Genomic DNA, 26,964 nt, shown 5'->3' with positions numbered 1-26,964 from the left:
TTCTCCAATCCTATTCGGCCGCTTCGGCCAATCGCTCGAAAGCGGGCTCGGCAGTTGGTTCAGTCGGTTCGGCAACGGGTTCGCTCTTGCTGCCGCGCTCGCGCAGCTGCTCGATCACCGCATAGAAGACCGGCACGAACACCAGCGACAGGATCGTCGCTGCGACCATGCCGCCAAAGACGGTGGTGCCGATCGACTGGCGGCTCGCTGCACCAGCACCTGTGGAGAACATCAGCGGCAGCACGCCAAGGATGAACGCGAAGGCGGTCATCAGGATGGGCCGCAGCCGCAGGCGCGCCGCTTCCATTGCGGCGTCGACGATGCTGAGACCTTCCTCGCGCCGGCGCCGGGCAAACTCCACGATCAGAATGGCGTTCTTCGCCGCCAGCCCGATCAGCATGACGAAGCCGATCTGCGAATAGACGTCGATCTGCATGCCGCGCATCAACAAGGCGACAAAGGCACCGAACAGGGCAAGCGGCACCGCGAGCAGAACCATGAAGGGCATGGCCCAGCTCTCATATTGGGCGGCGAGGATCAGGAAGACGAAGACCATGGCGAGACCGAAGACAATCGAGGCGATCGATCCGGCCTTGAGCTCCTGATAGGTGATGCCAGTCCATTCGTAGCCGAAATCCTTCGGCAGTGCCGTGGCAGCGGCCCGTTCCATCGCGGCGACCGCCTGGCCCGAGGAGAAGCCGGGTGCGGCACCGCCGTTGATCAGGGCCGACGCATTGTTGTTGTAATGCGGGACGGTTTCCGGGCCGACGATAGGCACCAGCTTGCCGAGCGTGCTCAACGGCACCATGCCGCCGGATGCATTGCGCACATAGAGCCGCGAAATATCGGCAGCACCCGCACGCGCATCCTTGTCGGCCTGGATCGTCACCCGGAAGGTGCGGCCGAACAGGTTGAAGTCGTTCACATAAAGCGAGCCCAGATAGATCTGCAGCGTGTTGAACACGTCAGGCAGGCTGAGGCCGAGCAGCTTCGCCTTGTTGCGGTCGAGGTCGTAGTTGAACTGCGGCGTCGAGGTCGAGAACGACGAGAACAATTGCTGCGGGTTGAGCTCGGGCTGTTTGCGCGCTTCGGCCAGCACGGCTTGCGTCGCGTCGTTGAGCGCAGCGCTGCCGCGACCGGTCAGATCCTCCACCTGGAATTCAAAACCGCCGGTCGTGCCGATGCCCGGGATCGAAGGCGGATCGAAGCTCAGCGCGAAGGCCTCCGGAATTTCCATAAGCTTCGAGCGCACGTCGGCGACGAGCTTCGAGGCGCTCTGGTCAGGGCCGCGTTCGTCCCATGGCTTAAGAATGGCGAATTCCACCGCCGAGTTCGACTGGGCGGCACTGGTGAGGAAGTTCAAGCCGCTGATCGAGCCGACGATATCGACGCCGGGCGTGTTCTGCAGGACATCGCGTACCTTCCGGGCCACCGCGTCGGTGCGCTCCAGCGACGCCCCATCCGGCAACTGGATGACCACGAAGAAATAGCCCTGGTCCTCGACCGGAAGGAAGGTCGAGGGCAGGCGCTGCCAGACGAAGTAGGTCGCGACAAGCCCGGCCGCGAACAGCCCGAGCATGATCCAGCGCAGGCGGATGAGGATGCGCACACCATGGGCATAGGCATGTGACAGCCGTTCGAAGCCCGCATTGAACCAGCGGAACGGCGCGAACCGCGTTGCCGGGCGGTGGCGCAGGAAGGCGGCGCTGAGCGCCGGGGTGAGCGTCAGCGAGACGAAGGCTGAGATGCCGAAGGAGATCGCCACCGTCAGCGCAAACTGGTTGTAGAGCCGGCCGGAAACGCCGGGTATGAAGGCGACCGGCACGAACACGGCCATCAGCACGGCGGTCGTGGCGATGATCGGGCCGGTGACCTCGGCCATCGCCGCGCGCGTGGCAGCGACCGGTTTGAGGCCGGCCTCCAGCTGGCGCTCGACATTCTCGACGACGACGATCGCGTCATCGACGACGAGACCGATCGCCAGCACCATGCCGAGCAGGCTGAGCATGTTCAGCGAGAAGCCGAACATGTACATGACGATGAGCGTGGCCACCAGCGACACCGGAATCGCAATCGTCGGGATGATCGTGGTGCGCCAGCTCTGCAGGAAGATGAACACCACCGCGACAACCAGGACCAGCGCCTCGCTGAGCGTAACCAGCACGTCGTGCATCGACGCCGAAACGAAACGTGTCGTATCGTAGTGCATAGCGTAGCTGACGCCCTTCGGGAAACGGGCCGACAGTTCCTGCATCTTGTCCTTGACGCGCTGCTGCAGATCGAGCGCGTTCGAACCCGGCATCTGGTAGACCGCAAGCACCACGGTCGGATCCTCGCCGAAGAACGCCGACGACGAATATTGCAGGGCGCCGAGTTCGATGCGCGCGACGTCGCGCAACCGAACCAACGAACCGTTCGCGGCATCGGCGCGCACGACGATATCGCCGAATTCCTTGGGATCGCTCAGTCGGCCGACTGCGTTGACCTGCATTTCGAAAGCAGTACCCGCCGGCGCAGGCGACTGCCCGATCTTGCCGGCCGCAACCTGGACATTCTGCTCGGCGATGGCGTTTTGGACATCGACGGCTGTGATGCCGAGATTGGCGAGCTTGTCGGGATCGAGCCATACGCGCATCGAATAGCGCCGCTCGCCGAAGATCTGCACGTCGCCGACGCCCGGCAGGCGCTTAAGCGGGTCGACCACTTGCAGGTAGGCGAGGTTGCTGAGCGCGACCGGGTCGACGGAGCCGTCGGGCGAGGTGAGGTTGACGATCAGGACGAAATTCGGATTCTGCTTTTTGATCGTCACGCCGCCCTGGTTGACGATGGCCGGCAGCGAGGAGGCCGCCTGCGACACGCGGTTCTGGACGTCGACGGCTGCGGTGCTCAGGGAGTAGCCGACCTCGAAGGTGATGGTGATCGTCGACGAGCCGTCATTGGAACTCGATGACGACATATAGGTCATGCCTTGAACGCCGTTGATCTGCTGTTCGAGCGGCGTCGTGACGGTGTCGGCCACGACTTGCGCACTGGCGCCCGGGTAGTTGGCGCTGACCACGACCTGCGGCGGCGTGATGTCGGGAAATTGCGAGACAGGCAGCAGGAAATAGCAGATCGCCCCGGCGAGCACCATGATGATGGCGATCGACGATGCGAAGATCGGTCGGTGGATGAAGAAGTTTACCATGACACGTACGCCTCGCCCGATGCTCTCGCCTGGCCGAAGGCCTTGGCCACTCTGGACAGCCGTCGGCTGCGGCTTTGCCCCGGGTCTTCCAGGAAACGAGGCGGCGCCTTGCGGCTGCGGCCTTGCGTATCCGCAAGGGTACGCAGCATTGTCTCGAAAGAGCGCGGGTCGACACGGTCGGCCTTCATCAGCATCCGGATCATCGGATCCTTCACAACTTCGTCGATCGTCAAATCTTTGCGCTGCGACATCGTAGCGGCTCCTGGCTTGCGATCTGCGGTGGACGCCGCAGATCGGGTGTTCTTCCTGTTCGCGGCCAAAGTCGCCTGGGGCGCAGTTGATGCCTGGGCCGATTCGGCGGAGGCTGTTCACAGGCGCCTGCGAGATTGACACGAGGCAATGGGGGTGTTACCAGTAAGTAACATCTAGAAGTTACAGACCGGTAACACCCTAGTCAAGAGGTGTACCGAGGGATTTTTCGGAAACCCCGGAACCAAGGAGGTTTTGATGGAAGACGGCACTGCGGAACGCATCCGCCCCCGGGATCGCATCCTGGAGACGGCACGGGATATGTTCCACAAGCATGGCATCAAGGGCGTCGGTGTCGACGCGATCACTGAGGCCGCCGGTACCAACAAGATGACGCTCTACCGTCATTTTGAGTCCAAGGACGATCTGGTCATCGAGTGCCTGCGGGCGACCGCATGCAGCGCCAACGCGATGTGGCAAAAGTTCGAGGCCGAGCATCCGGGCGACAAGCTTGCGCAACTGCACGCCTGGGTTCGGATGGCGGCCGATTGCCTGATGGTGGACGGCCGCGGTTGCGACATGGCGAACGCCGCCATCGAGTTGAGCGAGACCGACCATCCGGCCCGTCGGGTGATCAAGGAACTCAAGCAGGCCCAGCGCGACCGTTTGGTCGGCCTGTGCCGGGATGCCGGCATCGGCCAGGCAGAGCTTCTCGCCGATACATTGTCGCTGCTGCTTGAAGGCGCCCGTGTCAGCCTTCAAAGCGTCGGAGCCGAAGGCCCCAGCGCGCAATTTGTCCGCATGGCGGAAGGCCTGATCGCATCTTTCCGGGGCGCTGCGGCCAGATAGTCTCGCAAGCGGCGAAACGATCGGTAGCGTGTTCATTGCGAGCCGCGCCGCCGAATGCTCTTTTGTCCGTTCGGACGAGCCGTCATCGCGCTTCTCCTTTGCCGGTCTGTCGCCGAACCATTCCCGGCGCTACCTGTTGCTTGTTGGTGAGGCAGGATAGAACCGATAGCGAATTGGTGAGAGTGACAAGTGTGACGGGATTCCGACGGATCCGCTGATCGCGGCTGCAACACCCTTGCTGGCGAATATGCCGGCGGCATCAGCCCTGGTGACGGCTCCCGAACAAGCCGGTGACCATCGCCCGTATTGGTCATTCGACGCCGATCAACGTTTCCGGTGATCTTCGTGACCTCAGCCTTTACCCAACATCCGGAGCCGGAACAAAAAAGCCCGCTGCCGGGAGGAGGTGGCAGCGGGCTTGATTTCGAATACGGCACGGGAGGAGGTGTACCGCACTCAGCGTCGGCATCGCATCTGGGAGGAGTAGATGGCCGACACCTGCGAAACTAGCGGGTTGCCCAATGATTCGGCAACAACGAAAGATGCATAGCAGATGTGCAGATTTGCGGTATCAACCGAATTTTAGCCATTCGGGCAACTGACGATGGCCGTTTGCGCGGCATCACTGGACCGGAACGTTTTCCTTGAAGATCAGGCGCGGCTCGATGAATTTTCGCGTCAGATAGGGCGCCGAGGAAGCGATCGATCCGAGCAGGCGAATGACCGATTGCTCGGCGATCAGTCTTGCATTCTGGTCGATGACGACATCGAGCAGATCGTCGACGAGATAGCCGCGTGTCGCCCTCGTCAGGTCGTGGCAAATGAACACCGGCTTCCTTTGCGGCTTGGCTTCCAGCAGCGCTTTCGCCACGCCCGAACGCCCGGCGCCGACGCAATAGATGCCGAGCAGTTCCGGCTCGTTGTGCAGCGCCTTCATCGTCGCGGTGTAGCTGATGTCAGGCTCGTCGTTGATCTCGACGGCGCTGGTCACGGTCAAATTGGGGAATTCCTCGCTGAGCACGGAGCGAAAGCCCATTTCACGTTCCTCATGCCCGCGATAGGAGCGTGAGCCGACGACCATTGCCAGATGGCCCGTGCGCCCGCCCACGAAACGTCCCATCAAAAGCGCTGCGGTGCGCCCGGCCACACGGTTGTCGATGCCGACATAGGCCGATCGCGGTGCGCCCGGAACGTCCGACACCAGCGTGACGAGGCGGATGCCGGCCTCGACGATCTCGCGTAGGATGTTGCGCGTTCTCGGATGATCAATCGCGATGACGCCGGCGCCGTTTGCCTTGAGCGAGAGGTTTTCGACCGCCGCCTGCAACGCGTTCGGCGAGATGCCTGCGAGCTTGTGGATCCGGCAGGAGGCGACAAGCGGCAGGCGTGCCGCATAATCCTCGATATGATTTGCCAGATCCATCATGAAGGCATTGGTGCCGATCGGCAGGAAGAACTCGAGATGCGCCGGCCGCGAGGGCAGCGTGACCTGATCCACGATCGGCAAATAGCCAAGCTGCTTGGCCGCCTCCATCACGCGCTGCCGGTTGGCCGCGCTGGCGCCTGGCCGGTTGTTCAGCACCCGGTCGACCGTCGCGGTCGACAGCCCGCAGCTTCTGGCGATGTCCGCAACGGTGGCTTTCATTGTCGCAGTCATAGGAGCCGATGCGATCCTGTGCCAGAGATACGGCCAACCCGGCTTCCAGCTGGCCACTCAGCCCTGCGGTTGCTTCCCCTGCACGATGGCGTCGTGGATCTCCTTGTCAGACATGCCGGTGATGATCCGTTCGACTTCCGCGACGTTGGTGTTCTTCGGATCGATATCGTCGGCAACCACCTTGCCGCGGCGCATCACGACGATGCGGTCGACCACCTGGAAGACATGGTGGATGTTATGGGCGATGAAGATGCAGGAATGCCCCGAATCGCGGGCGCTGCGCACGAAGCTCAGCACACCTTGCGTCTCGGCGACGCCGAGATTGTTGGTCGGCTCGTCGAGGATGATCAAATCGCTGTCGAAATGCATGGCGCGCGCGATCGCCACGGCCTGCCGCTCACCGCCGGAGAGCGAGCCGATCGGCGTGGTCGGCGGGATGTTCTTCGAGATGCCGACCTGCTTGAGGAGGTCGCGGGCGACCACGTTCATTGCTTCCTGGTCCATGCGGTTGAGGAAACGCGGCGGCTTGATCGGCTCGCGCCCGAGAAACAGATTGCGCGCGATCGACAATTGCGTGACCAGTGCCGAGTCCTGGTAGATCGTCTCGATACCGTGGGCGATGGCGTCGCTGGTGCTGCGGAAGTCCACCTTCTTGCCGCGGATGAAGATGTCGCCGCTGGTCAGCGGAACCGCACCCGACAGCACCTTGATCAGCGTCGACTTGCCGGCGCCATTGTCGCCGAGCAGACCGACGATCTCCCTTTCATTGACATGGAAATTGGCGTCTACCAGCGCCTGCACACGCCCGTAGGACTTGCGGATGTTTTCCATGCGGACAAGCGGTTCGGCCATGGTTCAAGTCCCCGCCTGATGTCGGCGTTCCAGCCATGAGTGGAGCGCCATCATGCCGAGGATGATCGCGCCGATGAAGATGTTGTAGGCAAGCCCTGGCACGCCGATCAGCACGATGCCGTTGCGCATCACGCGCAGGATCAGGATGCCGAGCACGGTACCGATAATGGTGCCGCGTCCGCCGGTCAGCGCGGTGCCGCCGATCACCACCATGGCGATGACTTCGAGCTCGTAGCCGGTGCCGCTGTTCGGGTTGGCCGCCGAGGTGCGCAGCGAGCTGATGACGCCGGCAAGCGAGGCCATGATCGACGACAGGATGAACAGGCCGATCTTGACGCCGCTGACATTGACGCCGCGCGCCCTTGCCGCATTGGGGTTGCCGCCGGCCGCCTGGATCCAGTTGCCGGTCCGGCTCTGCGTCAGCACGTAGCCGAGTGCGATCGCTGCTGCGATGAACCAGAACAGCGACATGTAGATGCGGAACGGCCCGATGAAGAAATCGCCGACCAGCGCCTCGGCAAGCCAGCTGCCTTCGGCGCTCCAAGTGCGTTGCGGAAATCCGCTGGTGACGAACAGAGCGGTGCCGCGCACGACCAGCAGCATGCCGAGCGTCACCAGGAAGGAGGGAATCTTGAGTTGCGTCACGAACCAGCCATTGACCAGCCCGATGAAGGCGGCAACCAGCAGGGCCACGACGAAGCCAGCTTCCAGCGAGGTGAGGCCGCTGTTGAAGAGCGTCCACATCAAGACTGGCGAGAAGCCGAACAGCGATCCGACCGAGAGGTCGAATTCGCCCGAAGTCATCAACAGCGTCATCGCCAGCGCAATCAGGCCAAGCTCGACCGTGAAGGCCAATATGTTGCTGATGTTCTGCGGCGACAGGAAGTCTTGGTTGAACCCCCAGAACACGGCGAGCTCGACGACGAGCAGCACGAAGGGCCCGAATTCCGGCCTGGCGATCGAGCGTTGGATGATGGAACTGTTTTCCACGTTGGACCCGCGACATGGTTGGGACTGGCCAAGCCCGGCACCGCGTAAGGCGGTTCGAGGCTCGGCGGAATGATGGGGATGATCGCGGCAGGCGTGCCGCGACCATCCCGATCGCGGTTTTATTTTCCGGACAGGATGTCGTCGTAGACCTGCGCAGTGTCCTTTTCGTAGAGTGCGCCGGTGATCACGTCGAAGCCGGGCGGAATGCCGCTGGCGGCCATATTGGCGATCGAAAGCGCCACATAGCTGGTCGCCTGCGGATCCTGCCATTGTGCGGCATTGACGTAGCCGGTCAGCACCTCCTGGGTGGTGTCGAGCGAGTTGCCCCAGCCGACGACCGGGATTTCGCCCGGCTTGATGCCGGCCTGGTCGAACACCCGCTTGATCGAGCCGGTCACCAGATCGCCGAGGCCGATGATCGCCTTGACCTTGGTCCTGTTAGCGGTGAGGTAGTCGACCATACGGTTGATCGCTTCGGCCTGGTCGAGCGTGGCTTCGGTGATTTCATAGGTGATGCCGAGCGGCTCGAACACGCTCTTGATGCCTTCTTCTTCCTGAACGCCATAGGTGGCGCCCGGGATTTCAACCGGCATCCAGACAAAATCGCCCTTTTTCACCAGGCCCTTGTCGACCAGATACTGCGCCCAGTTCCTGCCGAAGGTGACGTTGTCGCCGCCAACATAGGCGTTGAAATCCGCCTTCGGATCGGGCGTGTTGAAGTTGATGATCGGGATGTTTGCCGCCCGTGCTTCCTTAGCGAGCTCGATAAGGCTGCCCGGGTCGGGGCTGGTGGTGGTGATGCCGTCGGCTTTTGCAGCGATGGCCGCGCGAACCGCCTCCTGCTGGGACGACACGTCGCCATTGTGGAACGAGGTGTTGACGGTGTTGCCGGTGTCCGTCGCCCATTGCTTGGCGCCGGCGAGGAAGTAGGTCCAGACCGGATCGGCCGGGCCGCCATGCGAAATCCAGTAGAAGGTCTTGGCCTGTGCCGCCGCCGGAATGGCCAGCGCCACGATCAAGCCGAATACAAAGAGTCGTAGCCTTGTCAGCATTTGATTTCCTCCCATTTGAAAACTTCCTCCTCCTCCGACGACGATCACGGCAAACCCTGATCGTATTTTTGCCAGCGCCGACCTGGATGCATCAGAGCATCCGCTTTTTCGACATATGGCAAGCCTCCATTTGCCAGTGGTAGTCGGCGCGCGACAAGGCGCCATCAGCGGTCCCATCAGATTGCATCAGTTTAGCTGATATTTTCCGAGCGAGGCCCCTCAATTCGAGCGCCGAGAAATCTAACGTCGCAGGCTGGGCGGGAACCTAGATGAGGTTGGCGCTGGCGAGATCGCGCATCAGATGGCTGGCGCCGTAAGTCCAGTGCGGACAGTCGGGCGACAGCCGCACCCGGTTGATCAGGGCGCCGAATTTCTCCGACGAGATGGTGACGATGTCGCCGACCTGGTGCGTGAAGCCCTTGCCCTTTTCGCCGCGATCCTTCGACGGCACGAACATGGTGCCGAGATAAAGCGCCAGCCCGTCCGGGTATTGGTGATGCGGACCCATGGCGGCGGCGACCAGCTCTTCCGGCGAGCGGCTGATCTCGGCCATCGAACTGGCGCCCTCCAGCGAGAAACCGTCTTCGCCCTCGACCTTTAGACGCACGATGGCCTGCTTCACGTCATCGATGGAAAATGTCGCGTCGAACAACCGGATGAACGGGCCGAGCGCGGCCGAGGCGTTGTTGTCCTTGGCCTTGCCGAGCAACAACGCCGAGCGCCCTTCGATGTCGCGCAGATTGACGTCGTTGCCGAGCGTCGCGCCGACGATCTTGCCGCTGCTGGCGGCGATCATGGCGATCTCCGGCTCCGGATTGTTCCAGGTGGAAACCGGATGCAGGCCGACATCGGCGCCGAAGCCGACCGACGCCATCGGCTGGCATTTGGTGAAGATTTCGGCATCAGGGCCGATGCCTACTTCCAGATATTGCGACCAGGCGCCTCGCTGGATGAGCTTTGCCTTGATCTCCATCGCCTCCGGCGAACCGGGCTTGAGCTTCGACAGATCGTGACCGATCAGCCCGGCAATGTCGGCGCGAATGGCGTCGGCTTTTTCCGCCGAGCCGCGCGCCTGCTCCTCGATGACCCGTTCGAGCAGGCTGACGACGAAGGTGACGCCCGACGCCTTGACCGCCTGCAGGTCGACCGGAGAAAGCAGGTACGGTTTTTGCGAATCGCGCGCGGCCTGGAAACTGTTGGCGGCGATCGCATCAAGTGATCCGATCGGTTCGCCTCTGGCCGCCTGGACGTACCCTGCCGGGTCTGGCATCTCGCAGACGTCGCGCACGGTTGGTGCCATGCTCAACGTGATGTCGAACACCGTGCCGTCGCGCACCGTGACCACCAGCGGATGGGACCTATCGCTTGTCCGGGCGCGGCCGATGAAGAGGCCCTCGTTGGGCAGGAGAGTGGTGTTCGTCATGGCTACGGTCCTCTGCTGTCTGGTTCTGCTGCGACGGTCGTCGCCGCCGGACCAATGGTTCACAAGGCCAGCGGCGGCGGCACTTTCAACAAATTCCGGCCAAAGGTCTATCCCGTCCTCAAGGCGAGTTTTGTCAATCTGTCCGGGCGATCTCCGCGCTGCTTGACGGTGATTGCCCTTGGCGTGTCCCGATTGCGAAGCGGAAACGAGCTTTCAAAATTATGAAATGGTGACTAGGATTTTCACAACGAACTGCACTCCAGGTGATCCTTGCCCGCACCGTTTTCCGATCCGATCTGGCAGAAGCCGCAATCGGCCGCCGCACTCCAGGCGCTTGTCGGCGGTAAACCCGTCGATGTCGTCATCATCGGCGGTGGCATCATGGGCTTGTCGACTGCCTTGCATGCAGCCCGGGTCGGCTTTGCGGTGCAGGTTCTGGAAGCCGGCGAGATCGGCCAAGGCGCATCGGGCCTGAATGGCGGCCAGGTGATCCCCGGCCTGAAATATGATCCGGAATGGCTGCTGGAGCATTTTGGCCCCGAACGCGGCGAGATCCTCGTCAATTTTGCCGCCTCGACGGCGGACGCCGTCTTCGAATTGATCCGCGACGAGAAACTGGCGGTGCCGTTCGTTCGCAACGGCTGGATCCAGGCAGCGCACACCGAGACGGCGCTGAAGGCGGCGGCGAACAGGGACCGGCAGTGGCGGAACCGCGGCGCCGATGTCCGGCTTCTGAGCCAAACCGAGATCGCCGCGTTGACCGGCGCGCAGGGCTATCTCGGCGGCTGGCTCGACCGCCGCGCCGGCGTGATCGATCCGCTTGCCTACACGTCGGAACTGGCACGAATCGCCTCGGCCGCGGGCGTGAAGATCGCCGAGCACCAGAAGGTGGTGCGCCTCGATAAGAACGCCGGCCTTTGGCGTATCTCGACGGAGGGCGGCGCCGAATTACAGGCGAAGGCGGTCATTCTGGCGACGAACGCGTATACCGGCGATCTGCTCCCCGGTCTCGCCGAGACGATCGTTCCGCTGCACTCCTTCCAGATCGCGACAGCGCCGCTGCCGGCCGATCTGGCGGCCGGGATTCTGCCGGAGGGGCAGGCGGTATCGGATTCGCGCCGCATCCTCGTTTATTACCGCAAGAGTGCCGACGGGCGGCTGGTGCTCGGCGGGCGCGGCCGGATGGCGCTGCCGACCAGCGAAGGTGACTGGGCGCATCTCGAGCGCGCGCTGCTCCGGCTCTATCCTGCGCTATCCGGCGTCGGCATCGAAAAGCGCTGGTTTGGCCGGGTGGCGATGACGCCGGATCACCTCCCGCATATTCACGAGCCCGAGCAGGGCCTGATGGCCGTGGTCGGCTGCCAGGGCCGTGGCGTCGGCCTGATGACCGCGCTTGGCGAGCGCATTGCCGGCTATCTGGCGAGTGGCGACGCCAGGCAATTGCCGTTCCCGGTCTCGCCGATCCGGCCGATACCGTTCCACGTCTTTCGGCAGGTCGGCGTCGCCGCGACGATCGCTTGGTATCGTACGCTGGATGCATTCGAGCGCTGATTTCATACCGGCGTAGGAATCTCCTTGACAGTTTCATGATTATGAAAAACCTTTTAGGGGATTTCAAATTCCGATGGGCATGCGATGTCCACCATCGTTGCAAGGCAGCCACTGCCGGAGTCCCGGTCCTCGACGGGTTTCCGGTTGGCCATGCTGCTGCCGGGCGGGCTGGTCACCTTCTTCCTGATCCTGTTTGCGCTTGGTCTCGTACTTTTCCTCGCCTTTCGCGGCAATGACGGTTCGCTGCTGGGCGCCGGTTTCACCTTTGCGAATTTCATCACGGTGGCGTCCGATCCTCTGTACTGGACGGTAACGCTGCGCTCGTTGGCCATTGCCGGCCTGGTAACGCTGGCAACGGTCGTCACCGCCTATCCCGTCGCCTACTACCTTGCCTTCCATGCCGGGCGGCGGCGCGGGCTGCTGCTGTTTCTGGTGACGCTGCCATTCTGGACCAGCTATCTCCTGCGCGTCTTCGCCTGGAAGATCGTGCTGGCCTATAATGGCGTGCTGAACTCGGCGCTCGTCGAAAGCGGCATCTGGTCCGAACCGACACTGGCGTTTCTCAACACGCCCGCCGCCGTCGTCGTCACGCTGGCTCACGCCTATGCGCCGTTCGCTATCCTGCCCATCTATGTGGCGCTGGACACGATCCCGAAATCGCTGCTCGAAGCCGCTTCCGACCTCGGCGCCAGACCGTTCACCAGCTTCCGGCGCGTCGTGCTGCCGAACTCGATGCCGGGGGTGCTGGCGGCGGCTCTCGTCGTCTTCGTGCCGACGGTCGGCGACTATGTCACTCCGGCGCTGGTCGGCGGCCCTGCCAGCACCATGATCGGCTCGCTGATCCAAGCCCAGTTCGGCAAAGCCAATGACTGGCCGTTCGGCGCCGCACTCGCCGTCGCCGTCATGCTGGTCATCCTTGCCGTGGTGCTGATGGTGCGTTCCGCCGACCGCAGATTTGGCAGCCGGACATGAACACGGCGCGTATCGACGCAAAGCAGGGCGGCGGTTGGCTGGGCGCCTATGTCCTTGCCTATCTGGTGTTCCTGTACTTGCCGATACTGCTGATCCCACTGTTTTCCTTCAACAATTCGATCCAGGCAGCGTTTCCGCTGCAAGGCTTCACGTTGGAATGGTACGCGACGCTGTTCGGCAATTCGGCGCTGTCCGGCGCGCTTGGGAACAGCCTCGTCATCGGTGCAACTGCCGCCACCGGCGCGACGCTCTGCGGCATCACAGTGTCCTATATGGACCTCTACGGCCGCTCGCCGCTTGCCGCCACGATCAGCGCCATCGCGCGGCTACCGATCCTGATCCCCGGCGTGATCGTCGGCATCTCGCTGCTGATACTGGTCAACCTCATTGGCTTCGGGCCGTCACGCACTGCCATCGTGCTCGGCCACATATTGGTGGCGCTGCCGACGACGGTGGTGATCATGAAAAGCCGCTTCGCTGCTATCCCGAAGACGATCCGCGAGGCCGCGCTCGATCTCGGCGCTTCCGATTGGACGACATTCAGACGGGTCATGCTGCCGCTCAGCCTGCCCGCCATTGTGTCAGCGTTCATGCTGGCCTTCCTGACCTCCTTCGACGAGTTCATCGTCGCCTTCTTCCTCGCCGGCACCGAGCCGACGCTGCCGCTTTACATCTGGAGCCAGCTGCGATTCCCCAAGTCGCTGCCGACCGTCATGGCGCTGGGCACGGCCATCCTGGCCGTGTCATTCGTCATCGCGGCAATTGCCGAAATCCTGCGCCATCGCGGGCTCGCCGCCGCCCAACGGCCGGTGCCCGCCGACCTGTCCAAACCAGAAGAAACCGAAAGAGGAGAACTGCAATGGCATTCGACCTGAAATCGATAAATCGCAAGACAGTCCAAGGCGGATTGGCAGCCTTCGCGTTGGCGCTTTCGTCGACCGTCGCGCTTGCGGCCGACAAGTTGCAATATTTCACCTGGTCGGGCTACGAACTGCCCGAGTTCAACAAGAGCTTCCTCGCCGCACACCCCGATGGCGTCGAGGCCTCGATGTTCGGCGACGACGATGACGCCTTCACCAAGGTCAAGGCCGGCTTCCGCCCTGATGTCGCGCATCCGTGCTACGACAAGGTGGCGCGCTGGAACAAGGAAGGCCTGCTGCAGCCGATCGACACCAAGCGCATCAAGAACTGGGACTCGATCTTTCCGGTCTTCAAGAACCTGCCCGACCTGCAGGCCGGCGACGGCAAGGTCTGGATGGTGCCGTGGGACTGGGGCAACACATCGATCCTCTACCGCACCGATCTGGTGAAGAACCCAGAACCGAGCTGGAATCTTTTGTGGGACAAGCAGTACGCCGGGCGCATGGCGACGATCGACGCCGTCCACGACACGCCGGTGGTGGCGGCGCTTCTCGCCGGCGTCAATCCGTTCGACATGACGCCAGAGCAGATGGACAAGGTCGCGGAAAAATTGCGCGAGCAGCGCCCGCTGCTCTCGAACTACACCACCGACATGACCTCGGTCGAACAGGCGCTGGCGAGTGGCCAGCTTGTCGCCGCCATGACCTGGAACGCGTCGGCCACCTCGCTCAAGAAGCAGGGCGTGCCTGTCGAGTTCATGAAGCCTAGGGAAGGCATGCTGACCTGGGCGTGCGGCTTCGTCATGCTCAAGGACGCCAAGAATGTCGACCTCGCCTATGACTTCATCAACAGCCGGCTGGAGACGGATTCGGGAAAATACCTGATCCAGGCCTATGGTTACGGCAGCTCCAACAGCTCGGCCTTCGCCGCGGTGCCGAAGGAGGAGCTGGAAAAGCTGCAGCTGCCGTCCGATCCGGAAGTGATGCTGAAGACCACCGTCTTCACCGGGCCGATGAAGCAGAATGACGAACTCGCCAAGATGTTCGAGAAGGTCAAGGCAGGCGGCTGAGTTCGCTCTTCCTTCTCCCCTTGTGGGAGAAGGTGGATCGGCGCGTAGCGTCGAGACGGTTGAGGGGTGCTCGACGGAATGCGGGGTTTGCCAAGCTGGAACACCCCTCATCCGACCGAGCTTCGCTCGGCCACCTTCTCCCACAACGGGGAGAAGGGAAAGCGTTGGCAAACGAGGAAGTATGCATGGACATGCTGAACGAAGCGGCTGAAAAGCCGAAAGACGACGCCGACGTGCGGGTCGGCCGGCGCGTGCGGGCGCTTAGGCTGGAACGCAATCTTTCGCTGGCCGAGCTTGCCGCCAAGGCCGGCGTTTCGATCGGGGCGCTCAGCCAGATCGAGCGTGGCCTGTCCTCGCTTCGCGTCAAAGTGATCTGGCCGCTTGCCGCCGCTCTCGATATCGAGCCGTCGGCGCTGATCGCCGACGGCAACGGTGCCGGCAACGATCTCTATTGCGTGCGGGCCAACAGCCGTCGGCAGATCCCGGTGAAATCTGAAGGCATCGCCAAGGCGCTGCTGTCGCCGCCGGCCGCCACGCTCACCGGCATGCTGGTGACGGTGGAAGCCGGTGGTGGCACCGTCGAAGCCTACGCCCATCCCGGCCACGAATTCGGTTTCGTCCTGTCGGGCGAAGTCGAACTCGTGGTCGATTCAACCACCTATGGGCTGAAGACCGGCGACAGCTTCGCCTTCAAGAGCACCTTATTGCATGCCTTCCGCAATCCGGGCGCCGAGCGCTGCCAGATTCTCTGGGTCAACACGACCAAGCCGTCCGAGGTTCGCGATGGCGCCTGAACCTCTCGTCCGGCTGGATGCGGTCTCGAAGATTTTCCCCGGCGGCATCGTCGGTCTCGACGCCGTCGATCTCGACATTGCCCGCGGCGAGTTCCTGACCTTGCTCGGACCCTCCGGCTGCGGCAAAACCACCAGCCTGCGGGTGATCGCCGGTTTCGAAAGCCCATCGAGCGGACGGGTGTTGCTCGAAGGCCGTGACATCACTTCGCTGCGGCCGTTCGACCGGCCGGTCAACACCGTGTTTCAGGACTATGCGCTGTTTCCGCACATGGACGTCGCCGAAAATGTCGGCTTTGGCCTGTCGCTGCGCAAGCTTTCTGGGACTGAACAGGCAAAGCGCGTCGGCGAAGCGCTCGACATGGTCGGCCTTGCCGAGAAGCTCGGTGCCCGCGTGTTCGAATTGTCGGGCGGCCAGCGCCAGCGCGTCGCGCTCGCCCGTGCGATTGTCTGCGAACCGCGTGTGCTGTTGCTCGACGAGCCGCTGTCGGCGCTCGACGCGCATCTGCGCGAACAGATGCAGGTCGAATTGAAGCGGCTGCAGTCGCGGCTCGGCACCACTTTCGTCATGGTCACCCACGACCAGACCGAGGCCCTTTCGATCTCCGACCGCATCGTCGTCATGAACAAGGGCCGCATCGAGCAGATCGCACCGCCGGCCACGCTCTACGACAGGCCCGCCACAAAATTCGTCGCCAGTTTTATCGGCACGATGAATCTTCTGCAGTCGCGCTTTGTCGGCCGTGACGGCGATCGATTGCGTTTCAGCGCCGGCGCCCTACCGCTCGAAGCCACGTCGGAAACCGGCGAAGCGCCCGGAGAAGGCGCGGTGCGAACCATCGGTGTGCGTCCGGAGGATCTTTTAGCGACGACCGAAGCAGCGACCGGCACCGCGCCGGTGCGGGTGAGCAGCATCGTCTTTCACGGCCGCACCCTGCGCCTGCACGCCGAATTGTCTCAGGGGATACCAGTGGTGATCGATGCGCCACGCCGGGCGGAAGGTTTTCAATTCAGCGTCGGCGATGTGGCGCATATCAGCCTGCGTCGCGGCGCTAACTGCCCTATGCTGCCCGGCTGATCTGATCCCCATCCTTCCAAAAAACCGGAGCATATCCCATGAGCAATCACCTGAATTTCTTCATCGACGGAAAATGGGTCGCGCCCGTAGTGCCGGCAACGCTGGATGTGATCGATCCATCCACCGAGGAGGCCTATACGAAAATCTCCGTCGGGGGGAAGGCGGATGTGGATCGCGCTGTGGCAGCGGCGAAGGCGGCCTTTCCGGCCTTCTCGCAGACCAGCAAGGCCGAGCGCCTGAAGCTGCTGAAGCGCATCCTGGAAGTCTACAACGAGCGCTACGAGGACATCGCGCAGGCTGTCAGCCAGGAGATGGGCGCGCCGATCACCTGGGCGCGCGAGGCGCAGGCCTGGGCGGGCAGGGCGCATATGGAGTCCACCATCAAGGCGCTGGAGGATTACGAATTCAGCGAGAAGCGCGGCACCACCATGGTGGTCAAGGAGCCGATCGGCGTCTGCGCGCTGATCACGCCGTGGAACTGGCCGCTCAACCAGATCGTCTGCAAGGTGGCGCCGGCGATCGCCGCCGGCTGCACGGTCGTGCTAAAGCCTTCCGAGATCGCGCCGATCAGCGGAGTCATCTTTTCGGAAGTGATGGAAGCGGCCGGCACGCCGAAGGGCGTCTACAACATGGTCAACGGCACCGGTCCGGATGTCGGACAGGTCATGGCCGGCCATCCCGACGTCGACATGGTCTCGTTCACCGGTTCGACCCGGGCCGGCATCATCGTCGCCAAAACAGCGGCCGAGACGGTCAAGCGCGTCGCGCAGGAGCTCGGCGGCAAGTCGGCCAACATCGTGCTGCCCGATGCCGATTTCGAGAAGGCCGTGCGCAAGGGCGTCAACGCCTGTTTCGGCAATAGCGGCCAATCCTGCGATGCGCCGACGCGCATGCTGGTGCCGGCCGGCCGCCACGACGAGGCGCTTGCGATCGCCAAGAAGACAGCCGAGGCGCACAAGGTCGGCGATCCGCGCTCGGAAGAAACCAAGCTCGGGCCGGTGGTCAGCAACATCCAGTTCGACAAGATCCAGCGGCTGATCGAGGCCGGCATCGCCGAGGGTGCGACACTGGTCACCGGAGGTCCGGGCCGGCCGGAGCATCTCAATCGCGGCTACTATGTCAGGCCGACCGTCTTCGGCCACGTCACACCAGGCATGAAAATCGAGCGGGAAGAAATCTTCGGGCCGGTGCTTTCGGTCATGTCCTACGATGACGATGACGACGCGGTGAAGATCGCCAACGACACCGTCTATGGCCTCGCCGCCTATGTGCAGTCAGGGGATATCGACCGCGCACGCAAGATCGCCGGCCGCTTGCGCGCCGGGCAGGTCTCGATCAACTATCCGGAGTGGGACACATTCGCGCCCTTCGGCGGCTACAAGCAGTCGGGTAATGGCCGCGAATATGCCGACTGGGCGATCCATGACTTCCTCGAGATCAAGGGCATCATCGGCTACGGCGCCTAGCACATGACTGCGAACAGCGCCGCGTGTCCAAGAAGGACGCGCGGCGCGGCGCGTGGCAAAGCCAAGCTATTCGGCGGCTTCGCGGACGGGGATCAAACGCCGCTCGACCTGTTGGAGATGAAGCCGCATCGCCGCGGCCGCGCCGCCGAGGTCGCGCTCGGCTATCGCTTCGACGATCCGTTCATGGTCCGCGAAGCTGTGATGGTCTGCCGGAGGGCGGGCGCCTTCTGAACGAAGACGTCCCCACACCACGGTTCGGCGCACGGCGTTCAGGACATCGAACAGGCCGAGCAGCACATTGTTGCGGCTCGCCTGCGCAATCTGCCGGTGGAGCAGATTGTCGATGTTCTCGTATTGCCGCCATGTGACGGCTTCCCGCATCTGCACCAGCGATTGTCGCATCGAGGCGATATCGGAAAGCGTGGCGTGCAGCGCCGCTTCGCGCGCAATCTCGGGCTCGATGATGAGGCGCGCGCGCATCACGTCGGCCGGATTCGTGCGCCCGGCGATTTCCGAAATCCCGATCGTCTCCTCGACCGGTCCACTGCCGACGAAGGTGCCTCTGCCGACGTGACGCCAGATGCGGCCGTCCTTCTCGAGCACCGCCAGCGCCTTGCGCAGATCGCCGCGCGATACGCCGAGGCTCTCCGACAGTTCCCGCTCGGCAGGCAGCCGTGTCTCGCCGGCATGGTCCATCTGGGCAAGATAGGCCTGAAGCTGAACCAGGGCGGCGTGGCCGCCATTACCGGGATCGTCCATCAATTTAACCAATTCGCATATGATTTCCCTTTGCCGGTGTTAAAACGATTAGCGGAAACCGTCAACTGCCGAGTTTTCTGGGCCCGCGCATCTGTCATCGCGCAGTTTCTCCTTGACCAATCCGCTCCACAGCCTTAACCAATTTAGGTAATGGTTACAAAAACGGGAGGAATGACAATGGCCAGCATGACCGGACGTACCGTCCTTGCCACCGCTTTCGCTGCGGTTCTGGCATTTGCATCGCACCTGTCGGCCGCAAATGCGGGCGACATGCGCATCGCATTCGGCGACCTTCCCGGTATAGAATCCATCCAGACGCTCGCCGCGATAGAGCGCACCAAGGAACGCGGCGTGAATGTCGAGCTCATTGTTCTCAATGACGAGGATCTGGCTGCCCAGGCGATTGTCGGCGGCCAGGCCGATGTCGGTATCGGCGCGCCCTATACTTTGATCCAGAAGGTTGGCGTGCCGATCCGCATCTTTGCGCAGATATCGACGCTGCGCTTCTTTCCTGTCGTCAACAGCGAATTTTACAAGGAATGGAAGGATTTGGACGGGCAGGAAGTCGCCGTTCAGGCGCGCGGCTCCGGCACAGAGGCGGTCATGCTCCTGATGGCGAAAAACCATGGCATCAAGCTCGGCAACATCAGCTATGTCCCGGGTTCCGAGGTTCGCCGCAATGCGCTGCTGCAGGGGACCATCAAGGCGTCGATCGTCGATGCCGCCAACAGGCGCGCGCTTGAGGCCGAAGCCCCCGGCAAGTTCATCGTCCTGCCGGTCGAGGATCTCGGCGCCTCGGACGAAGCGCTTTTCGCGACCGCAGACTATCTGAAGAACAACGCCGCCGACGTCGACATCCTGGTCGAGGAACTGATGAAGACCGCGCGTGAAATAACTGAGAATCCAACCGTAGCGGTCGAGCTCCGCAACAAGTACAAACTGCTGCCGGATCTCGGCGCGGAGGCTGATAGCGAAATCACCGAATACTACAAGGAAACCGCGGAAGCCGGCAGCCTTGCGCTAAATGGCGGCGGAGTGGATGCGGCCAAAGACGACTTTGCCTTCTTCAGCCTTGCCGGCCAGATCGAAGGCGATCCCGCGAGCCTCAAGGTCGAGGACTTCTGGGATGTCTCCGCAATCGACCGCGCCGTCGCCAAGCTCGGCAAGAAATAGGCGGCCTGCCGGATGGCCGTAAGCATCAGAACCGACGGCGAGGCTGCCAGCCTCGCTTCTCCATCGGCTCGAAGCGCAACGGGCGCATCTTGGGACCAGCCGATCCTGCTCAGGCTGGTGTCGATCGCTCTGTTCGCGGGAATTTGGGAAGTGGCCGGGCGTATTCCCGTCAGCTTCGCCTTTCCGACTTTTTCCGACACCATCGTCGCATTTTTCGGATTGCTCGCCGACGGCAGCTTGGCAACTGCCTATCTTTCGACACTGCAGCCGCTGTTGCTCGGCGTTGTCCTGTCGGCGTTCCTGGGTGTCGGCCTCGGCACGATCTGTGGCCTGTGGCGCACCGGCGAATGGCTGGTGATCCCTGTGTTCATCGTGCTTCAGGCAGCACCTGTCGCCGCCTTCATTCCAATGGTCACCTTCGTCTACGGAATAGGCATGACCGCCAAAACGCTCGCCGTCATGATCCTGGCGCTGCCGGTCATCGTGCTCAATACCTACAAGGCCGTGCGCAACGTCAACGAGTCGCTGCTGGTCATGTGCCGATCATTCCTGGGCACACGTTGGCAGACCGTCGCCAAGATCATTCTTCCGGACGCCAGTCCAGTGATTTTTGCCGGTTTGCGCCTCGGCGTCGCTGCCGGGTTCGTTGGCGTGGTGCTCGCCGAGCTGCTGATCACCCCGACCGGCATCGGCGACCTCATAACCTTCCACCGCTCGCGCGCAGACTACGCCGAGATGTACGCAACAATTGCCTCGATCATTGCGCTTTCCACCCTGACGCTCGTCTTTCTGCAGTGGGTGGAAGTCCGTGTTTTCAGGCCGGAGAGTAGAGGTGCTTAAGATGGGCGCGACCGCATTGCGAAATGGACCGTCGCCGGTTCCCGCGCCGATCGATTCAATCGTGGAGGTGAGAGGAATTTCCAAGACCTACGGCAATGTCGAGGCGCTGCGCGGCATCGACCTCGACTTTCCCAGGGGCAAGCTGACCAGCCTTCTCGGACCCAGCGGTTGCGGAAAGACGACCTTGTTGAAGATCATAGCGGGGCTGATACGGGCCGATGGCGGCACTGTCGCGATCAACGGCAAGCGCGTCAGCGCCCCAGGCCCCGAACGCGCTTTCGTGTTCCAGGACTTTGCGCTGATGCCTTGGGCGACCGTGACGCGCAATGTAGCCTTCGGACTTGAATTGCGCGGCACCAACAAGGCCGAGCGTGAGGAGATCGCCCGCCGCTATATAGCTGAGGTGGGTCTCGCCGGCTTCGAGGACAAATACCCGCACGAGTTGTCGGGCGGCATGCGCCAACGCGTCGGCCTGGCGCGGGCCTTGTCGGTCGATGCCGACGTCCTGCTCCTCGATGAACCGTTTTCGGCGGTCGACGAGCAGAATCGGCGGAAGTTCCAGGAAGATCTGATCCGACTGCGCACCAACCAGAACAAGACCTTCATCTTCGTGACGCACTCGATCGAGGAGGCAGTCTACATCTCCGACCGCATCGTCTTGCTGTCACCGAGACCCGGCCGGGTGTCGCAGATCATTGAACCGGAAATCGATCGCTCCGGCGACCCCGAGCGCATCCATCGCGACAGGCACTATCTCGATACGGTCGAGGAGATATGGCAGGGGCTGAAGCAGTATGTGGAGTGACCGGTCATGACCCTGTTTGGCTACCGAGTACCAATGATGGCGTCCCTGCTCGTCTGGTGCGTCGTATGGGAAATCGTCGGCCGGCTGGACCTTGTCTTTCTGCTGCCACCGTTTAGCGACGTGCTGGCTGCAGCGGTCGGTTTGGTGCAGACCCCGTCCTGGCAGAGCGCGACGGTCACGACCCTTCGCGCCTTCGCCATGGGCATGGCCCTGTCGATCGTAATCGGCGTGCCTCTGGGCATCCTGATGGGACGTGTCAAGATCGCCGACGACCTGCTCGGCATGTGGGTCAATATCTTTTCAAGCGCACCGCTCTCGGCGATCGTCCCGGTGCTGATGATCCTGTTCGGCTTCGGCGAGCAGACGATCGTTGCGGCGGTGTTCCTGTTTGCGATCTGGATCATTGTACTCGACACGCGCGCCGGGGTCCGCCACATCTCGCCGTCGCTGATCGAGATGGCGCGTTCCTATGGCGCCTCGCGTCCGGCCCTTTATACCAAGATCATCCTGTGGGCGGCGCTTCCGGAGATCCTTGCCGGCATCCGCCTCGGCCTCATCCGCGGCGTCAAGGGCGTCGTCATCGGCCAGTTGCTCGTCGCCATCGTCGGCTACGGCGCGCTGTTCGAGACCTTCTCGCGAAATTTCCGCATGGCCGAATTCTGGGCCCTGACCATCATCCTTTTTGCCTTCGCCCTGCTGATTGCCGAACTGATCGAAAGGGCCGAAGCCAAAGTCGAATACTACGCAGGAGCAAGACAGTGAACATGCACGGCACGACCTCAAGCTACGTCATCGAACCGAACGCAATCCCCAGCATCCCGGTGGCGGGAACTGACAAGATGTTTCCGGTGCACCGGGTCTATTGCGTCGGACGGAACTATGCCGCGCATGCAGTCGAGATGGGACACGACCCCAACAAGGAGCCGCCATTCTTCTTCCAGAAGAATCCCGACAACCTCGATACGACAGGAGAATTTCCGTATCCTCCGGCTTCCAACGATGTTCATCACGAGATCGAAATGGTCGTGGCGCTGAAGAGCGGCGGCACGGACATCGCGGCCGAAAAGGCTCTGGACTGCGTGTTCGGTTATGGCGTAGGTCTCGACATGACCCGGCGCGACCTGCAAGGTAAAGCGAAGGACATGGGCCGTCCATGGGAGGTCGGCAAGGCCTTCGAGGCATCGGCGCCATGCACGCCATTGGTTCCGGCAAGTTCGATCGGTCATCCAACCCAGGGAGCGATTTGGCTGGACGTCAATGGCGAGCGAAAACAAACCGGCGATCTCAACCAGATGATTTGGAAAGTTCCGGAAATGATCAGCTATCTCTCGGGGCTCTTCACGCTGATGCCGGGGGACATCATTCTTTCCGGCACGCCGGCGGGCGTCGGGGCAGTTGTTCGCGGTGATGTTCTTCGCGGTCATATCGATGGCGTCGGCGACCTAGAGGTTCGCGTTGTCTGAAGCGGCGTCGATCATTGAACGGCTTGCTGTCGGAGCGGACGATGCGCCGGCGATTTCGGCACCCGACAGGATCACGCTCACCCATGGCGGACTGCGCCGCCTGATCTCTGAAACGGCAGCGCAACTGCACGCGCTGGGCCTGGGCCGCGGCGATCGGGTGGCCATCGTGCTGGCGAACGGGCCGGAGATGGCGACTGCCTTTGTCGCGGTGGCCGCGGCGGCGTCCACGGCGCCGCTCAACCCCGCCTACCGGGCCGACGAGCTTGACTTCTACCTGACCGACATTGGCGCCAAGGCGATCCTGGTTGCCGAAGACGAAAGCGGCCCGGCGATTGCCGTTGCCGAGCGCCTGGGCATAGCGGTGCTCAGGCTCGCAGCACTGCGTGACGCGCCTGCCGGAAGCTTCAGGATCGAAGGCGAACCGATCGGCCCGCCGGCTGCGCCCGAACTGGCTGAGGACGGCGACATCGCGCTGTTGCTGCACACTTCAGGCACCACGTCACGACCAAAGCTGGTGCCGCTCAGCCATGCCAATCTTGCCGCCTCGGCCGCCCATATCGGCGCGACGCTCGGCCTGACATCAGGCGATCGCTGCCTCACTGTTCCACATCCATGGTCTGATCGCGGCGGTGCTGTCCTCGCTCGCCGCCGGCGGCAGCGTCTTCTGCACGCCGGGCTTCAACGCGCTGCGCTTCTTCCATTGGCTAAGCGAGGCGCGGCCGAGCTGGTACACGGCCGTGCCGACCATGCATCAGGCGATCCTGCCTCGGGCGGCACGCAATGCCGATGCACTGGCAGCGGCGCCTCTTCGCTTCATCCGCTCGTCCTCGGCATCGCTGCCGCCGCAAGTGATGGCCGAGCTTGAGGCGACCTTCGGCTGTCCGGTGATCGAATCCTACGGCATGACCGAGGCCGCCCACCAGATGGCCTCGAACCGGTTGCCGCCAGGCCTGCGCAAGCCGGGCAGCGTCGGCGCCGCCGCCGGACCGGAAGTGGCGGTGATGGCGCTGGACGGGGAATTGCTGAAGCCCGGTGAGACCGGCGAGATCGTCATTCGCGGGCCTAATGTCACCGCGGGCTACGAGAAGAATCCGGACGCCAATGCCACTGCCTTCGCGCATGGCTGGTTTCATACCGGCGACCAGGGTGTGCTCGACGGCGACGGCTATCTGCGCGTCACCGGCCGGCTCAAGGAGATCATCAACCGCGGCGGCGAGAAGATCTCGCCGCTCGAGGTCGATGACGTGCTGATGGACCATCCGGCGGTGGCGCAGGTCGTCACTTTCGCCACGCCACACGACAAGCTCGGGGAGGAGGTCGCGGCTGCGATCGTGCTGCGCGAGGGCATGGCCGCTACCGAAGGCGATATCCGCAGCTTTGCCGCGATGCGGCTTGCCGACTTCAAGGTGCCGCGCATTGTCCTGATCCTGGACGAAATCCCGAAGGGCGCGACGGGCAAGCTGCAGCGCATCGGTCTCGCGACCAAACTGGGTCTTGTCAAACCCCGGCTTGCCAAATCCGGGCCTGGATGATGATGCGGATCACCATTTTTGGCGCCGGCGCGATCGGCGGCTATCTCGCGGCCAAACTTGCCATGGCCGGCCGGGTCGATCTGTCGATCATGGCGCGCGGCGCTCATCTCGATGCGATCAAGGCGGCCGGACTTCGCCTGATGGAAGACGGCCATGAATCCGTCGCCTCTGTCAGGGCCGCCGCGCAAGCGCAGGAGCTAGGCGTCCAGGACTATGTCGTACTGGCGCTCAAGGCCCATTCTCTCGCACCGGCGCTCGACCAGATCGCGCCGCTGCTGGGCGAGGGGACGGCTGTCGTTACCATGCAGAATGGCGTGCCGTGGTGGTACTTCCACATGATCGGCGGTTCGCTCGAAGGCACGCGGTTGCAAGCTGTGGATCCCGGTGGAGTGATCTGGGATCGGCTTGGGCCGGATCGCGTCATCGGCTCGGTCGTGTATCCCGCGGCTGAGGTGGATGCGCCCGGCCTGGTCCGCCATATCGAGGGAAAACGCTTTTCGCTCGGCGAGCCCTCGGGCGAGAAGAGCGAACGTGTCACGCGGCTTGCTGCGGAGATGGTTGCGGCAGGGCTGCAGGTGCCGGTTCGCGACGACATCCGAAGTGAGATCTGGGTGAAGCTCTGGGGCAATCTCTCCTTCAACCCCATTTCCGCGCTGACCGGCAGCACGCTTGCGGCAATCGCTGCCGACGAGGCAACCCGCACGCTTGCCCGCACCATGATGCTGGAGGCGCAGGCGATCGGCGAAAGTCTCGGCGTGCGTTTCCCGATAAATGTCGACCGCCGTATCAAGGGGGCCGGCGATGTCGGCGAGCACAAGACCTCGATGCTGCAGGATCTGGAGCGCGGCCGACCAATGGAGATCGATGCGCTGGTGACGGCGGTTCAGGAACTCGGCCGGTTGACTGGCCAGCCAACGCCCGCCATCGACAACGTGCTGGCGCTGGTGCGCCGCCTCGCCATCGAGCGCGGCTGCTATTGACACAGGAGCGGGCCAGGCAGTCCCACCATCCTCGCCAGGTCATTTTTTCGTTTCGCATGTTCTCTCTTTGTCATGATGCTCGAATCGTCGGTTCAGGTAGTTTGAAAATTGGCGAAAGCGCCTATAGGCTTAGCGAAAAACATCGGAGGCCTCATGTCGGAGCAATTGCGCATCCGTCTTAATTCTGGTCAGAAGCGAGCGCGGAAAGCGTCAGAGATAACTGAGTTCGTTGCCGCTGTAGGCCGTAAATCCAGTGACCGACATGGTCTCGACCCCAATGATCGACACTTCGATCCCGAATTCAGCAAACGGCTGCGGCGGATGCCGCCAGAGAATTTCGACCGCTTGCTCCGTGAGGATGAGGACTAACCCCACCGGATCTAGCAAGACCCTGCCGCCAAAAGCTCTTGTCGCGAAGGGCGGGAAGAAGCGCGCCGAGAACAGGACGCCCGAATGGCGCGTTGAGATCGCAAAGAAGCCAGCCGCCGCTCGTCGAGGCACTACTCCGCCTCAAATCGTTCTGACATATGCCGCAAGCTGGTCGGCCACGGTGCCCCAGCCATCGAAAAAGCCCATCTCCTCATGGTTCTTGCGTGTGGCTTCATCGCGGTGGATGGCGGTCGCGATGTAGCGTGTCGCCTTGCCTTCCGGGTGCAATGATATGACCGCTGTGATGAACGGGTCCCCTGACGGCCGATAGCCGGGCAGCAACGCATCGGTCCACACCAGCCGCTCGTTAGGCACGATGTCGAGGTAGCAGCAATGCCGGTCGTTGACCTCCTTGCCGTCAGGCGACTGCATGCGGGTCCGGAACAGGCCGCCGGGCCTGAGGTCGATCTCGCAATCGGTGACGATCCACGGCTTCGGTGTGAACCACTGCCGAACATGCTCGGGCGTCGTCCAGGCTGTCCACAAAAGCTCGCGCGGCGCTTCGATGACGCGTTCGAGGACGAGATCGAGTTTCGGGTCGGGTTTGAAAAGCGGGGTCGAACTCATTTGTCTTTCTCCTTGAGTGTCATCACGTAGGCATCGAACTGGTCGAGGCGGCGTTCCCACAGTGCGCGCTGCTCGGCCAGCCAATTTTCCGCGACCTTCAGCGGCTCCGGCGCGAGCCGGTAGGTCCTGACGCGGCCGGCCTTTTCGGAACGCACCAGCCCGCAGCCTTCCAGAACCCTGAGATGTTCGATGAAGGAGGGCAGAGCCATCTCGAACGGCTGGGCGAGCTCACTGACCGATGCCGGGCTGCGGTTCAGCCGCTCGACCACGCGCCGCCGCGTCGGATCGGCCAGCGCTCGGAAAATGCTGTCGATCGGCGGGACGCTAGGACTCGAGGTCTGGGGGCTTGTTGCGACGGTCATGTCTTCC

General features: G+C 62.8%; 25 protein-coding genes and 1 pseudogene. 15 read left to right on the top strand and 11 right to left on the bottom strand.

Annotation, left to right across the window (positions count from 1 at the left end):
- Positions 1–10: 10 nt before the first annotated feature.
- Together ACWTU7_RS16385 and ACWTU7_RS16380 are read right to left on the bottom strand one after the other, a co-directional pair.
- Positions 11–3,187 (bottom strand): efflux RND transporter permease subunit, encoded by a 3,177-nt coding sequence (locus ACWTU7_RS16385; RefSeq protein ID WP_455839050.1) that lies wholly within the window; start codon positions 3,185–3,187, stop codon positions 11–13.
- Entirely contained in the window at positions 3,181–3,438 is a 258-nt protein-coding gene (locus ACWTU7_RS16380; protein WP_065010086.1) for a hypothetical protein, read from the bottom strand. Before ACWTU7_RS16380 ends, ACWTU7_RS16385 begins: the two co-directional genes overlap by 7 nt.
- A gap of 256 nt (positions 3,439–3,694) precedes the next feature.
- Here ACWTU7_RS16380 and ACWTU7_RS16375 point away from each other — a divergent pair, with 256 nt between their 5' ends.
- Positions 3,695–4,285: a TetR/AcrR family transcriptional regulator gene (locus tag ACWTU7_RS16375; RefSeq protein WP_065010087.1), complete on the top strand. Its 591-nt coding sequence runs from the start codon at positions 3,695–3,697 to the stop codon at positions 4,283–4,285.
- Positions 4,286–4,907: 622 nt separating this feature from the next.
- Here the strand turns inward: ACWTU7_RS16375 and ACWTU7_RS16370 are convergent.
- From ACWTU7_RS16370 to ACWTU7_RS16350, 5 genes are all read right to left on the bottom strand, one after another.
- Positions 4,908–5,930, bottom strand: a complete 1,023-nt coding sequence (locus ACWTU7_RS16370; RefSeq protein WP_455839051.1) for a LacI family DNA-binding transcriptional regulator — start codon at positions 5,928–5,930, stop codon at positions 4,908–4,910.
- A gap of 69 nt (positions 5,931–5,999) precedes the next feature.
- Entirely contained in the window at positions 6,000–6,794 is a 795-nt protein-coding gene (locus tag ACWTU7_RS16365; RefSeq protein WP_029355412.1) for an ATP-binding cassette domain-containing protein, read from the bottom strand.
- A gap of 3 nt (positions 6,795–6,797) precedes the next feature.
- Positions 6,798–7,784, bottom strand: coding sequence for an ABC transporter permease (locus tag ACWTU7_RS16360; protein ID WP_029355414.1), 987 nt, complete (start codon positions 7,782–7,784; stop codon positions 6,798–6,800).
- A gap of 119 nt (positions 7,785–7,903) precedes the next feature.
- Complete coding sequence (locus tag ACWTU7_RS16355) at positions 7,904–8,836, bottom strand: substrate-binding domain-containing protein (protein ID WP_455839052.1); 933 nt, start codon at positions 8,834–8,836, stop codon at positions 7,904–7,906.
- A gap of 265 nt (positions 8,837–9,101) precedes the next feature.
- The gene (locus ACWTU7_RS16350) at positions 9,102–10,259 is read right to left on the bottom strand and encodes a fumarylacetoacetate hydrolase family protein (protein ID WP_455839053.1); all 1,158 of its coding nucleotides are present in this window, start codon (positions 10,257–10,259) and stop codon (positions 9,102–9,104) included.
- 270 nt (positions 10,260–10,529) lie between these two features.
- Between ACWTU7_RS16350 and ACWTU7_RS16345 the strand changes: the two genes are divergently transcribed.
- The 7 genes from ACWTU7_RS16345 (at position 10,530) to ACWTU7_RS16315 (ending at position 18,047) form a co-directional block, all read left to right on the top strand.
- Entirely contained in the window at positions 10,530–11,810 is a 1,281-nt protein-coding gene (locus tag ACWTU7_RS16345) for an NAD(P)/FAD-dependent oxidoreductase (protein ID WP_455839054.1), read from the top strand.
- Positions 11,811–11,894: 84 nt separating this feature from the next.
- On the top strand, positions 11,895–12,782 hold the full coding sequence (locus tag ACWTU7_RS16340) for an ABC transporter permease (protein ID WP_287094202.1): 888 nt from the start codon (positions 11,895–11,897) through the stop codon (positions 12,780–12,782).
- Positions 12,779–13,657 (top strand): ABC transporter permease, encoded by an 879-nt coding sequence (locus ACWTU7_RS16335; protein ID WP_287094201.1) that lies wholly within the window; start codon positions 12,779–12,781, stop codon positions 13,655–13,657. The genes ACWTU7_RS16340 and ACWTU7_RS16335 overlap by 4 nt, the downstream gene beginning before the upstream one ends.
- The gene (locus tag ACWTU7_RS16330) at positions 13,642–14,712 is read left to right on the top strand and encodes an ABC transporter substrate-binding protein (protein ID WP_455839055.1); all 1,071 of its coding nucleotides are present in this window, start codon (positions 13,642–13,644) and stop codon (positions 14,710–14,712) included. Before ACWTU7_RS16335 ends, ACWTU7_RS16330 begins: the two co-directional genes overlap by 16 nt.
- 185 nt (positions 14,713–14,897) lie before the next feature.
- The gene (locus ACWTU7_RS16325) at positions 14,898–15,506 is read left to right on the top strand and encodes a cupin domain-containing protein (protein ID WP_095518226.1); all 609 of its coding nucleotides are present in this window, start codon (positions 14,898–14,900) and stop codon (positions 15,504–15,506) included.
- Positions 15,496–16,581: an ABC transporter ATP-binding protein gene (locus ACWTU7_RS16320; protein WP_455839056.1), complete on the top strand. Its 1,086-nt coding sequence runs from the start codon at positions 15,496–15,498 to the stop codon at positions 16,579–16,581. Before ACWTU7_RS16325 ends, ACWTU7_RS16320 begins: the two co-directional genes overlap by 11 nt.
- 38 nt (positions 16,582–16,619) lie before the next feature.
- On the top strand, positions 16,620–18,047 hold the full coding sequence (locus tag ACWTU7_RS16315; protein ID WP_455839057.1) for an aldehyde dehydrogenase family protein: 1,428 nt from the start codon (positions 16,620–16,622) through the stop codon (positions 18,045–18,047).
- Between the two features lie 66 nt (positions 18,048–18,113).
- Here ACWTU7_RS16315 and ACWTU7_RS16310 read toward each other — a convergent pair whose 3' ends face one another.
- Entirely contained in the window at positions 18,114–18,806 is a 693-nt protein-coding gene (locus ACWTU7_RS16310) for a FadR/GntR family transcriptional regulator (protein ID WP_455839058.1), read from the bottom strand.
- Between the two features lie 177 nt (positions 18,807–18,983).
- Here ACWTU7_RS16310 and ACWTU7_RS16305 point away from each other — a divergent pair, with 177 nt between their 5' ends.
- The 7 genes and pseudogenes from ACWTU7_RS16305 to ACWTU7_RS16275 all read left to right on the top strand — a co-directional run bounded on the left by ACWTU7_RS16305 (position 18,984) and on the right by ACWTU7_RS16275 (position 25,599).
- Positions 18,984–19,979 carry an ABC transporter substrate-binding protein gene (locus ACWTU7_RS16305; protein WP_455839059.1) on the top strand — a complete coding sequence of 332 codons (996 nt, stop codon included), beginning with the start codon at positions 18,984–18,986 and terminating at the stop codon, positions 19,977–19,979.
- Positions 19,980–19,991: 12 nt separating this feature from the next.
- Positions 19,992–20,819 (top strand): ABC transporter permease, encoded by an 828-nt coding sequence (locus ACWTU7_RS16300; protein WP_455839060.1) that lies wholly within the window; start codon positions 19,992–19,994, stop codon positions 20,817–20,819.
- Position 20,820: 1 nt separating this feature from the next.
- Complete coding sequence (locus ACWTU7_RS16295; protein WP_236369910.1) at positions 20,821–21,624, top strand: ABC transporter ATP-binding protein; 804 nt, start codon at positions 20,821–20,823, stop codon at positions 21,622–21,624.
- Positions 21,625–21,630: 6 nt separating this feature from the next.
- On the top strand, positions 21,631–22,386 hold the full coding sequence (locus tag ACWTU7_RS16290; RefSeq protein WP_065010101.1) for an ABC transporter permease: 756 nt from the start codon (positions 21,631–21,633) through the stop codon (positions 22,384–22,386).
- A 2-nt stretch (positions 22,387–22,388) separates the two neighbouring features.
- Positions 22,389–23,087 (top strand): fumarylacetoacetate hydrolase family protein, encoded by a 699-nt coding sequence (locus tag ACWTU7_RS16285; protein ID WP_095518234.1) that lies wholly within the window; start codon positions 22,389–22,391, stop codon positions 23,085–23,087.
- Positions 23,080–24,619, top strand: a pseudogene (locus tag ACWTU7_RS16280) (acyl--CoA ligase). The gene ACWTU7_RS16285 and the pseudogene ACWTU7_RS16280 overlap by 8 nt, the downstream one beginning before the upstream one ends.
- Positions 24,620–24,621: 2 nt before the next feature.
- Positions 24,622–25,599 carry a 2-dehydropantoate 2-reductase gene (locus ACWTU7_RS16275; protein ID WP_455839163.1) on the top strand — a complete coding sequence of 326 codons (978 nt, stop codon included), beginning with the start codon at positions 24,622–24,624 and terminating at the stop codon, positions 25,597–25,599.
- Between the two features lie 210 nt (positions 25,600–25,809).
- Here the strand turns inward: ACWTU7_RS16275 and ACWTU7_RS16270 are convergent, their stop codons facing one another.
- Genes ACWTU7_RS16270 through ACWTU7_RS16260 form a run of 3 tightly spaced genes read right to left on the bottom strand, consistent with a single transcriptional unit; the run spans position 25,810 to position 26,957 of the window.
- A complete protein-coding gene (locus ACWTU7_RS16270; protein WP_455846526.1) occupies positions 25,810–26,100 on the bottom strand; it encodes a hypothetical protein in 291 nt (96 codons plus the stop codon).
- Positions 26,101–26,109: 9 nt separating this feature from the next.
- Complete coding sequence (locus ACWTU7_RS16265; RefSeq protein WP_287350477.1) at positions 26,110–26,595, bottom strand: SRPBCC family protein; 486 nt, start codon at positions 26,593–26,595, stop codon at positions 26,110–26,112.
- On the bottom strand, positions 26,592–26,957 hold the full coding sequence (locus ACWTU7_RS16260) for an ArsR/SmtB family transcription factor (RefSeq protein ID WP_455839062.1): 366 nt from the start codon (positions 26,955–26,957) through the stop codon (positions 26,592–26,594). Before ACWTU7_RS16260 ends, ACWTU7_RS16265 begins: the two co-directional genes overlap by 4 nt.
- Between the last annotated feature and the right edge of the window lie 7 nt (positions 26,958–26,964).

The sequence above is a fragment of the Mesorhizobium sp. BHscii genome, from assembly GCF_053848065.1.
The sequence above is the reverse complement of the archived record's forward strand: the minus strand, read 5'-3'. Positions and strand labels throughout refer to the sequence as shown.